Source organism: Streptomyces sp. P1-3 (genome assembly GCF_050613155.1).
GTDB lineage: Bacteria > Actinomycetota > Actinomycetes > Streptomycetales > Streptomycetaceae > Streptomyces.
The window spans coordinates 7,876,544-7,887,486 of record NZ_CP192512.1 but is presented as its reverse complement, the minus strand read 5'-3'; the positions used below and the strand labels follow the sequence as shown (position 1 = coordinate 7,887,486).

Sequence of the window (10,943 nt, the reverse complement as noted above, 5' to 3'; positions counted from 1 at the left end):
ATACACTGATCTGTGACATGTGAAATTGTACATGTGATGTCGCGCCGTCGGACAACAGTTCAGAAGGCCGCCGGTCGCCGCGTCGGCGATCGGCTGCGCGCCGACCTGATCGTCGCTGTTTCATCCTGGAACGCGGACTTCATCGCGTGATGTCGTGTCACGCCAGGAGACAGTGGTCTCGCCGGTGAGGCGGCGGGCCATGAGGTCGGTCATGGCGAGGTGGATCATAGCTTCGGAGCGGGCGGGCAGGGTTTCGTAGTCGCGGGCCAGGCGGCGGTGAAGCATCAACCAGCCGTACGTCCGCTCCACCGCCCACCGCCTCGGGATGGGTGTGAATCCCTTGGTTCCCGGGGTCCGGGTGGCGATTTCCATGTCGATGCCGGGTGGCGGCGTGCTCGACGAGATGCTTGCGGTAGCCGCCGTCGACCCAGACCTCGCGGAGGCCGGGGTGGGCGGCGGCGACTTGGTCGAGCAGGTGGGTGCCGGCTGCCGAGTCCTGGACGCCGGCCGCGGTGACCAGCACCGCGAGCAACAGGCCGAGCGCGTCCGTGACGATGCTCCGCTCGCGCCCCACGATCTTCTTGCCCGCGTCCGTGCCCTGACTCGTGACGGGCACGCTGGTGGAGGTCTTGACGCTCTGCGCGTCGATCACGCAGGCCGACGGGCTCGCGTTTCAGCCCTCCTGTCGGCGTACCAGCTCACGCAGCAGGCCGTTGAGCTGGACGAAGATGCCGTCCTTCTGCCATTTGGCGAAGTAGCCGTAGACCGTGTTCCAGTGGGGGAATTCGTGCGGCAGGTAGCGCCACTGCACGCCGGTGCGGTCGATGTACAAGATCGCTTTCATGATCTCGCGCAGGTCGTCACCTGGACGTACCGCCCGCGCGGACACGCGCCCAGGCGCGCGCCCGTACCCGTGGAGGCACGACCGTGAAACGGGCGTCCTGGGATGAGACAGGCACAAGCCGCCTCCCACCCCCGGCGAGACACCATCCGACCCCTACAGCTCAACCACATCAGGCGCCGCACCAGCACCGCACCACGGCAATCATCAAACGTGGAGGAACTGAAACTTCACCGATGAAAACGACTTCTAAGAGGTCGTTTTCATCTCTAAGGCCCTGGTGCCTCCGGATTTGCGTGGTGCGAGGCTGCGGTGCTGATGCGGTCGTCGGGGTGGACCTGACGCCCGATCAAGCAGCAAACGCGGTAGAACGAAACGACTGCCCGAAGTGCGAAGCCCTCGCCGGGAGCCCGTGCCGCACCCGCGGCGGGAAGACCGCGACGAAGTACCACACCCCGCGCTTCATCCTCGTCCCCGCCCTCCGCGAGGAGCTGGAGACCCTCGTTCCCGAGGACCGCGGCCCGGGGCGGCCGTGGAAACCGGGCCCGCCCGTCGAGCAGACCCCGGCGGCGCCGGCCGCGAAACCGATCCGGATCGGGTACGCCCGCTGTTCGACCGCGCAGCAGGAACTCCAGTCCCAGCTCGACGCCCTCGCCCTCGCCCACTGCAAGACGGTCTTCTCCGAGAAGATCTCCACCCGGGTGAAGACGCGGCCGGAGCTGGAGAAGGCGCTCAAGCTGGCGTACGACATCAAGGAGGCCGCCCCCGACCAGGAGGTCATCCTCACCGTCCACGAGCTCAAGCGGCTGGCCCGCAACGCCGCCGAGCTGATGACGCTGTCCGGCCAGCTCTAGACCGCCGGCGTCCAGCTCGAACTCTTCACCGGCCCGCTCACCGGCATCTACGACCCCAACGGCATGGGAGCAATGTTCTTCGCCGTCCTGGCCGCCGCCGCCCAGATCGAGCGCAACTACATCCGGGAGAAGACCCTGGAAGGCCAGCACGCCGCCGCCGCGAAGGGCAACCACGGCGGGCGGCCGAAGGTCATCGACGAGGACTCCCTCCTCTTCGCCCGCGCGCTCAAAGACCGCGGCGTGCCCGTGCCGGAGATCGCGAAGAAACTGACCATCAAGACCGGCAAGAACGCGGGCAAGTCGCCGTCGGTCGCCTCGCTGTACCGGGCACTCGCCGAAGCCGACGAGCAGGACGCACGGGCCGAGGCGGAGATCATCAGCCCGCGGAGGCCAGTCCGCGCCCGGATCACCGGACCGGGCAGCGGCACCGCGATCCCATGGGGCGGGAGAGCTCACCGGAACTTCACGGCCGACCCGGCCAGGCGGGTGTCGGCGGCGACGTCGCGCCCGCCCGGCGGGCACCGCCTATGGGTGAGGCCGTGCAAATGCTGCGCGACAGCCGGCCACTCACACCTCACACACCACATGCACCGCGCGGAAGTGTCACGCTTCCGGTTCTACCTCAAATCCCCATCTCCACCCGTCGAGGGCAATGCGGGGGCGGCCTGCGGCTGACGTCCAGGTGAACACGTAACCCGGACAAACCCGTCTCCTGCCACAGCCGCGTAACAGCGGTCGCACAGGGGACAACTCCCGCCCCACCCCGCCGGTCGAACCTGGTGTGTCGCACACCTGCGCTGCGGCGGAACCGGTGCCGCCCGGCGCGACTCCTCTAGTCCCAACAAAAGTTGGAGTTGACCCGTGCCCAGGAAGTCCCTGCCGACGCGGCTTGCCGCCACCGCCGCGCTCCTGCTCGCCGCAGGCGCCCTGTCCGCGCCCGCCGCCTCAGCGAAGCCCTCGGACGCTTCCCCAGGCGACGCTTACGTGCTGACCGTGAGCACCAACCCGACCAGTACCGACTACGACAACCGCAAGGTCGACGTCACCGGTACCGTCACCAAGGCCGACGGCACCCCGGCGCCCAACATCCCCGTCACCATCCAGGAGGTCGTCCTCTTCACCACCTGGAATCCGTGGGGCGACCCGATCGACCCCAACTACTACGAGCCGCGCGACCTGGGCACGCCGGTCACCGACGCCAACGGGAGGTTCACCATCCCCGACGTCGACATCGACCACGTGAGCGGCGGCAGCCTGCTCAATGTCCAGCACGGGGTGCAGATCACGGCCCTCTACGACGAGGACGGCGACCTCAACACCCCGCAAGACGGCTACTACGCAGACACCACCGTGGCTGCCAACGCCAAGCCCAGCTCCGTCAGTTACCAGGTCAACAAGAAGAAGGTGAAGGCGGGCGACACCCTCACCGTCCAGGGCAAGGTCAGGCTCCCCAAAGGGGTCGAGCCCGGGGGCACCGAGGTCTTCCTGCAGACCTACTGGGAGAACGAGTACCACGTGAAGACCACCGTCGAGGACGACGGCTTCTTCGTGCTGTCCGTGCGCGTCTCGCGCGAGGACGATACGTTCAAGCTGCGCACGGCTCCGACGGACCTCTACGTGGCGGGAGCGGACCAGCCGCTCCCGATCACCAACACCTCACTCCCTCGCACGTAGCCCTCCGGACGACGGGACTTCGGGCCCAAGGGGGCCGTAGCCCCGGGAGAAGGGGGCCCGTGGGTCCCAGCGACGGGTCACCCTCGCGCGAGCGGCTCCACCAGGGATCAGCAGCGGATGGGGACATGCTTTGGATTCTTGTCCGTACCGTCTTGCCTGCGTGGTGCCTGGCCACGCAGGTCACTGGGTTAGCTGTATCAGCCCACAGGCAGTCGGCCGATCAGGCGATGCAGAACTTGCAGCACCGGAACTGGCCCGATGAGAAGCCGCAGAGCCTGTTCGGGGCTCAATAGAGACTGGCTGCGCCGTCCCCTCGCCTTCCCCACCGGTGAGTCAGCCTGAACAGAAGCACTTGACAGGGAACACAACCCATGCCCAGGAGCAGGACCGCCAGAACCTGATCGGCGGGGCCCGCAGCCACGGCCGCCCGGTAGTCGCCCTCCTCACCGATACCAATCTCGCCGTAGCCCAGGCCCGCAACGCGGCCCGCCCCGACAACCTCCGGGTGCCGACGGCCGCGGTGGAGCAGCAGCACTCCCTGCTGACCGCGGCCCTCCCGACGCTGGCCGACGAGGTGGACGCGGTGGTCCACGCTCGGGATCTGCCGGTCCTGGCTTGCTCCCTCCTGCGGCTGGCCGAGGAGGACGGCGACCACGAGGACCTCGCCGAGGTCCGACGCGTCTTCGGACAGGCGGCCTCGCTGTTCGAATGGAACCCCGCCGACGGTGGTCATCGCACCAGGACGTTCGCTGCTGGTGGGCAGGAGATCTCGGTGCGGTGGGTCGACGATGGTGACCCTTTCGACGCGCGGTTCGAGGCCCGCGTCCCCTGCGCCACTACACCTGGCTGCCCTGGGGCTGCGTGGACCGTCGTCCACTCCACCGCCGACCTCGCGCGCGCTCACACCGGCATGCCCGTTGACGAGGTCATGTGCGACTGCTGCGACAGCTGATCCACACCAGCCCTGGACCAGGCACGCACGTCCCGACCAGGCCCACCGATGACCACGGAGAATCCTCCAGTGCTCAGCAGTCCCGTGTTCGTGACCGGCATGGTGATCGACCCGGACCTTCCGAAAGAGACGCAGGACCTGATCGAATCCGCGGAGTGGAAAGCAGGAGTCATGAGCCGTCGAACGTGGCAGGACGCCTCGCGTCACCACAGCACGGTGCCGATCACCGTGCCGATCCCCACGCCCAGCAGGACCAGCAGCACCGGCAGGCCCACCGCCGTGCGCCGCAGCGCCGTACGGAACGCCCAGGGGATCTCCCGTACGTCCCTGCCTTCCTGCTCGAACACCGCGTCGTACGTCCGCCAGGTCCTGCGCCGCACGTACCACGTCAGCCAGCGGACCCACCGCTTGTCGCCCCTTTCCAGCTCCGACTTCTCCTTGGCGATGGCGGGGCGGCTGATGTGCAGCACCTTGCCCCAGGTGCGGGCCGCGGCGCCGGAGGGCCCGGGCGCCGCACCGTCGCGCGGGCCGCTCAGCAGCCGGAGTACGGACTTGATGGCGCCCTTCAGGGAGTCCTTGCCCTCCTTCGTCTGGAGCAGCTCGCGGTCGGTGCCCTTCAGCCGGTTGAGATGGTCCTCCATCCATTGCCGGGGGCTGTGCTCCGACTCCTCGGGCGCCTCGGCGTGCAGGATCGCCTCCTGGAGCCGCACCTGGAGGGCGCGCAGCTCGTCGGCGTCCGCGATGACGTCCGATGCGAGAACGGATAGCAGGTTGTGGGCGGCGTCCAGCCGGCCCCAGGCGAAGTCGGACCGCCGCCACTCCTTGTCGACGAAGGCGCCGAAGTGCTGGAAGCGGATGCCGTAGAGCTTGCGGTCACCCAGGTCGGCGAACCGGTCCTCGTGGAAGAGCCGGCTGATGGTGTCCGGCCCCAGCCTCAGGAACTCAAAAGCCGGGGTGGGTGATTCGATGACCTTCGGCGGCGGGGCGTAGACGCCGGTGAGGACCTCCACGGCCAGGCAGTCCCGGACCGCCTGCGCGGCCGTGGCCTCCTCGTCCCTCTGGGCGATCAGCTCGGCCTCGCGCAGCGCCCGCGCATAGCTGTCGCTCGCCTGTCTCACGATCGCGCCGATCTGCGCGGGGACGTCCAGATCGATGAACACCTGGTGGATCAGGTCGGACAGATAGCAGTCGGAGAACAGGGCACCGGGGTGGTGCCGGAGCAGTAGCTCTTCCCGGACAGCCTCCGTCACCGCGATGGCGCGGCGCAGCTGCCGGCTCACATCAGAGGCGCCCGCGATCAGCGCCGCCCGCTGGGCCTTCTTGTCCGCGACCTTGTGGTGCGTCAGCCGCTGGTGGAGGTGGTGGCTGAGGATCTCGCACAGCCGCTGCGCGGGGATCAGGCCCCAGGACCACTGCTCCAGGTTCGGGTCGGTCAGCTCCTTCTCTGTCCGGTACCGGGGGGACCAGTTCGGCTCGGTGGTCAGGACTTTGGTGAGAGTGTCGGTGTCCGCCTCTGGCATGGCGACGAGTGAGGTCACCGTACCGGCGTCGGCGAGCCGCTTGCGGGTCTCCCACAGCACGGCACCGGCCCGGCTGAGCCGGTACTCGTCCAGCAGCTTGGCGGCCGACGCGCAGACGTGGTCGCGCAGCGTTTCGCCGTACACCTCGTGCTCCGGGGTGTCTGGCAGGGTCTCCCGTTGGATCCGCTCGAACAGCTCTTGCTGGGTGTCGCGGATGCTGGAGCCCAGCCGGCTGCTCAGGTCCTGGGTGCCGGTGCGGAAGTCGGCCTCCCGCGGGTACTGGACGGCGCTCAGCGCGGTGGTCAGGAAGGAGATGTCGCTACAGGTGGCGTGGCCGATCTTCTCCTGCAGCCGCTGCCCCGCGGACGGGACGACGTACACCACGATGCGCCGCACCGGCTTGTTTAGCCGCCGCTTGGTGATCCACTCCAGGACCGGGCCGAACGGCGCGTTGTTGAGCACCCCGCCGTCGACGACACAGCTGGCAGGGTCGTCGAAGACCGGGCTGGGCTGCTCCCGGTGCCCCATCATCGGCTGTTCGCTGACCGGTGCGAACGCCACGGGGAAGCCGGCGCTGGCCCGCGCGGCCTGGGCCAGCGCGGCGTTGTTGGTCAGCGCGAAGTCGGCCCGTACATCCTTGACGAACTCCCACGCCCCGTTGCCGTCCTTGCGGTACGCCTCCCCGTAGCGGTCGTGCTGGAAGTGGTACACCCGCCGGTGGTCGCGGACGTGGAACTCGCTCCCGAAGGCGTCGCTGTACGACCGGGACCGTCCGTCCAGCGCGGTGGCCGTCATGAACAGGGACACTGGTTCGTCGGGTCCGTCGCCGTCGGAGATCCGGCCCAGCTCCTCCTTGATCTTCCCGGCGAAGTAGTCCCCGTCCAGCAGGCTCTGCCGGGACGGCGGCGCCAGCAGCTCGTCCAGCGACGCCGACTCCTCCCACACCTGGCGCAGCTTGGGCAGATTCGCCCGGCGGCCGAGCGCGGTGGCCAGCAGCATCCCGTTGAGCCCGCCCGCCGACGTCCCCGCCACGGTGTCGATCACCACCCGGGAACTGGCCCGGACGGCGACCTGCCGCCAGATGTCGAACACCTTCCGCTCACGGTCGTCCAGCCCTTCCCCGCCGTCCTTCCGGCGGGAGGCGCGGCGCAGCAGGTCCAGCTCATGGGTGACGCCGGCCATCCACACGGCCAGGCTGACCCCGCCGTTCAGCACGAGCGCGAGCCGGACCTCCTGCTTGCTGTCGTCGACGGGGGCATCGGCGGGCCCGGCTGACAGACTGGCATCCTGGGGTTCCCTCACATCGGCAACGTACGTCCGCCCGGCGGCCCAGGCACGCGGGGATCCGCCGCACGGATTTGGTCCCCAAGGCGGGTGACCGCGGGCGTCGTCTCTCACACCGGCTTCTGGCATGATCCAGGTGACCCGTGAGCGCGTAGGGAGTAGGCGCGGACGCCAGTGACTGGATCTCCGTCGGGTCGGGTGGTGTGGCTCTGCTGGCGGCAGGTATCGCGTTCTGGCAGGCCAGGACCGCGGCCGACTCCGCGAAGCACGCCGACCGCCAGGCTCAGGCGGCCGAGGATCAGGTGCGTATCGCCAGGGAGCAGACTCAGCAAGCCGAGCGCGTCCACCGCGAACAATTGGCGCTTGCTGAGCGGGCGCACCGGGAGCAGAGCGAACCGTACGTGGTCGTGGACATCGGGCCCGATCAGCCTGGCTCCAGCCTGCTCGTTCTGAGCATCCACAACATCGGACCCACCGTGGCCCGTGACGTACGGATCCGGGTTACCCCCGCCCTAGAATCCAGCCACGCCAACCTGACCCCTCGCTTGGCAAGCGCTGTGTCTCGGACCATTCCGATGCTGCCGCCGAACCGCCGCCTCGTGTACGCATTCGACGGTCCCCAGCGGTGGAGTGCCAACCTGCCCATGCGCTACGACTTCACCGTGGATGCCCACGGCCCGCAGGGCGCAGTTGAGACGCTCACCTACACCGTGGACCTGGAGGTGCTGGCCGGGTATCTGGTCGGAGAGCGTCCGCTGAAGCGCATCGAGGAGCACCTGGGCGATATCGGTGCTGGCCTGGATACGCTGGCTGGCGCGTACGAGAAGGCCAACTCTGAAGTCATCCGAGCCCATCGCGAGCGGGTGATCGAGGAGACGCGTCGTCAGGCCGAAGGCCACACGGGCCCATAGCGCTCGTCCACTGGAGCACGACCGCACGCACGGCAGCACCCGGGGCCTGGTGCCTGCCGCCCACGCCCGGTGGGACGGCGACGTGCGAGGCTACGTCCGCCAGGAGCACGCCGTGCTCGTACGCGACGAGGACGACCAGGAGCAGCCCCATGGCTGACGTGCAGATGAGCCCGAAGTCCGCGCCCTTCTTGGGCCCGAGGGCGCCGCCCGCGCCACCGAGGTCTCCCTGACAGACGGCAGGTGCGTGGAGTGCCAGCAGCCGCTGGACCCGCACGGCGTGACGAACATGGTGGTGGGCACCAACGGCCAGATCCAGAAGTTCGTCTACGTCCACGACCGATCCGGCCCGTCCGGGGTGCGCCAGCTTCCCACCGACTACCAGCTGCCCCCGGCGACGCCGATATGACGATGACCGCCGCGGTGCTCGACCACGGCGGTGCCGACCTGCCGGTCCTGGTCGCCGAAGTCGTCGAAGTCGTCGAAGTCGTCGAAGTCGTCGAAGTCGTCGAAGTCGTCGAAGTCGTCGACAAGGCGTACACCTTCGACACCCTGGCAGCGACCTGGTCAACCTGATGACCTCCCACCTGCTCGGCCAGGGCTTCACTCTGATCAGCCGCATCCGGCAAGCCCCCGCCCACCGTCGCCGAATGGCTCGGCGTACTGCTGCTCGACCACGGCCCCGCTGGCGAGGACGGCCTGCTTGTCCTCGAACCCGGCGGCGCGATTCTCTTCCGGGGCATCGTCGATCTCCCGCCCGGCTGGCTGCAGCAGGTCGCCCGCTACGGCTGGGCCGTGCTCTCGGCAACCTGGGCCTCGGCGAACTGCGGCACGACGGCAAGGCCGTCACCAAGGCAATGCGCACGGCCGCTCAGGCCGGGCAGCTGGTCGGCGCCCGCATCGCTGTCGGCACGCCACCGCCCACCGCGGCGTAGCCCCGCCGCCACGGCCCTTGCGGAGTATCAGAGTCGAGGCTGTCTGCTGAGAAAGCAGCCACGGCACCAGCACTCCGTGCCTTGCATGGTGCGTCTGAGTGATCGTCGTCCATGAGACGTGTTGGCGAGGGTGTCGATGTTCGGGTGGCGCTTGCGGCGGTGAGCGCGCTCACGCTGTTCGTGTTGGCGGTGTGGCGTGTCCCGTGGTGGCTCGATGACCACTACCTGACGAGTGCGCTGACACCAGCGCAGGCAACAACCGTGTCGGGACTGCGTACAGCCCTGGTGGCATTGGGGCTGGCGCTCTGGCAGTCGCTGGCCTTTTCTACACGCACCACACTCTGCAGCAGACCCGAGAAGGGCACATCACCGACCGCTTCACCAAGGCAGTCGAGCAGCTTGGCTCCACCGTGGTCGAGGTTCGTCTGGGCGGGATCTACGCCTTGGAGAGGATCATGCGTGACTCAGCCAAGGACCATGCGACCGTAGTGGAGTGCTGGCCGCGTTCGCCCGGGAACGTGCGAGGAGTAAGCCAAGGCCCACAGCACCCAATCCGCCTGCGGAGCCTGCTGAAGACCGTCGGGTCTCGCAGCCCGCCCAGGAAGCGGTCACACCCGCCGCAGACGTACAAGCCGCATTAACCGTGCTCGGCCGACGTCCCATGCGCCACGAGCCCTTCAACCTTGACCTTGCCAGCACCCACCTGCAGAGCGCACGCCTGCGCAGCGCGCATCTGGAGCGCGCGATGCTGAACGGCGCCCAGCTGAAAGGCGCGAGCTTGGGCGGCGCTCACTTGAAGCATGCGCACCTAGCTGAAGCCTGCTTGGAGGGTGCGAGCTTGCGCGGTGCCAAGCTGCAAGGCGCGACCCTAGAGGGCGCCAACCTGAAGGGCGCAGACCTACAAGGGGCCGACATGAAGGACGCACTCCTGGACGGCGCCAACCTGCGGGGTACCGACTTCAGGAGTGCCTTGGGACTAACGGTGGACCAGATCGTGTCAGCTGAGCCTTCAAGCACAACCCAGCTACCTGCGGAACTAGCGGCGGATGAACGGGTACAGGAGCGAATCAGGCAAGAGGAGCAAGAAGTGCTACCCCGACACAGGCAGGCCTGATGATCGCTGAAAGTGAGGGCGCTTGCACATTCAATCTTCCGGTAACACGCGCCGAAAGAACAAGGAGCAGCCCCTGACCTGCGGGTACTCCTGTGCTCGCCACCGGACTGTGGTGCTGGCAGCCGCCGAGGCACTGCGGGCCGCCGCCGAGGTCGGGCAGCTGGTCGGAGCCCGCATCGCCGTCGGCACACCGCTGTCCGCTGTGTCCGACGACCGGGGCGTTCCCTCACAGGCTGGACACGGCGATCTTGCGTCGACCTGCGCACATGACGGGGTCACACCGTGCCGCTTCACCTGCGTACCGGGGGATCTGATCCGATCCGCCGGGTTCTCTCGGAGGCGAGTAAGCCGCAGGCGGACAACTGGTCATCCGCCCAACCTTGTGGAGCCCGACCGCGGAGTCCGGCTTGGTCTAGATGCCGAGCTCCGTGTCCGGGCGGCAGAACGGGCATGGCTCGACGCCCTCCGTCAGGGCGCGGCGAGCCTGGTCCCGGCTGATCGACTTTCCGGATCCCATCGGGCAGTCACCGTGGTGGACACCGACGGGCAGCTTGTCCCGAGTTCGCGCGTACTGGATGGTCCACTCCGGTCGAGGTGGCGGCGTGGCTGGCGGGTGGCTTGCCCGCTCCTCCTGCTCCAGGTCACGAATGGTGGCGCGCAGACGGGTCAGCTGCCAGGCCAGGTACTCCTCCGCGATGCGGAGGCGGTCGAGACGAGACAGCTTATCGAGCGCGTGTTCGAGCGTAGCTCTGGCGGAGGCCGACGGTCCGATTAGCGGGCGCCCCGGGGCAACGGCTCTTGCCCCCCTGACCGCCTGAGCCACACACAGCCACCGGCGAGAACGGGAGCATCCTTGACTGC

General features: G+C 68.4%; 8 protein-coding genes and 2 pseudogenes. 7 read left to right on the top strand and 3 right to left on the bottom strand.

The genetic code is table 11. From position 1 onward, the window contains the following. Nucleotides 1-120: 120 nt before the first annotated feature. A pseudogene (locus tag ACQUSR_RS33885) lies at nt 121-959 on the bottom strand (IS5 family transposase). Between the two features lie 118 nt (nt 960-1,077). On the opposite strand from ACQUSR_RS33885, the pseudogene ACQUSR_RS33880 reads away from it, so the two are divergent. The 3 genes and pseudogenes from ACQUSR_RS33880 to ACQUSR_RS33870 all read left to right on the top strand — a co-directional run bounded on the left by ACQUSR_RS33880 (nt 1,078) and on the right by ACQUSR_RS33870 (nt 4,321). Next, nucleotides 1,078-2,370 (top strand): annotated as a pseudogene (locus tag ACQUSR_RS33880) (recombinase family protein). Nucleotides 2,371-2,556: 186 nt separating this feature from the next. Beyond that, nucleotides 2,557-3,369 (top strand): acyl carrier protein, encoded by an 813-nt coding sequence (locus ACQUSR_RS33875; protein ID WP_431047246.1) that lies wholly within the window; start codon nt 2,557-2,559, stop codon nt 3,367-3,369. Between the two features lie 352 nt (nt 3,370-3,721). Beyond that, nucleotides 3,722-4,321, top strand: a complete 600-nt coding sequence (locus ACQUSR_RS33870) for an AAA family ATPase (protein WP_431047244.1) — start codon at nt 3,722-3,724, stop codon at nt 4,319-4,321. 203 nt (nt 4,322-4,524) lie between these two features. Here ACQUSR_RS33870 and ACQUSR_RS33865 read toward each other — a convergent pair whose 3' ends face one another. Next, on the bottom strand, nt 4,525-7,143 hold the full coding sequence (locus ACQUSR_RS33865) for a DUF3376 domain-containing protein (RefSeq protein WP_431047242.1): 2,619 nt from the start codon (nt 7,141-7,143) through the stop codon (nt 4,525-4,527). Between the two features lie 185 nt (nt 7,144-7,328). Here ACQUSR_RS33865 and ACQUSR_RS33860 point away from each other — a divergent pair, with 185 nt between their 5' ends. The 4 genes from ACQUSR_RS33860 (at nt 7,329) to ACQUSR_RS33845 (ending at nt 10,082) form a co-directional block, all read left to right on the top strand. Continuing rightward, complete coding sequence (locus ACQUSR_RS33860) at nt 7,329-8,036, top strand: hypothetical protein (RefSeq protein WP_431047240.1); 708 nt, start codon at nt 7,329-7,331, stop codon at nt 8,034-8,036. Between the two features lie 244 nt (nt 8,037-8,280). Further along, a complete protein-coding gene (locus ACQUSR_RS33855) occupies nt 8,281-8,442 on the top strand; it encodes a hypothetical protein (protein ID WP_431047238.1) in 162 nt (53 codons plus the stop codon). Next, nucleotides 8,439-8,609 carry a hypothetical protein gene (locus ACQUSR_RS33850; RefSeq protein WP_431047236.1) on the top strand — a complete coding sequence of 57 codons (171 nt, stop codon included), beginning with the start codon at nt 8,439-8,441 and terminating at the stop codon, nt 8,607-8,609. Before ACQUSR_RS33855 ends, ACQUSR_RS33850 begins: the two co-directional genes overlap by 4 nt. Nucleotides 8,610-9,629: 1,020 nt before the next feature. Beyond that, a complete protein-coding gene (locus ACQUSR_RS33845) occupies nt 9,630-10,082 on the top strand; it encodes a pentapeptide repeat-containing protein (protein WP_431047234.1) in 453 nt (150 codons plus the stop codon). Between the two features lie 412 nt (nt 10,083-10,494). On the opposite strand, the gene ACQUSR_RS33840 is transcribed toward ACQUSR_RS33845, so the two are convergent. After that, entirely contained in the window at nt 10,495-10,905 is a 411-nt protein-coding gene (locus ACQUSR_RS33840; RefSeq protein ID WP_431047232.1) for a DUF6233 domain-containing protein, read from the bottom strand. Between the last annotated feature and the right edge of the window lie 38 nt (nt 10,906-10,943).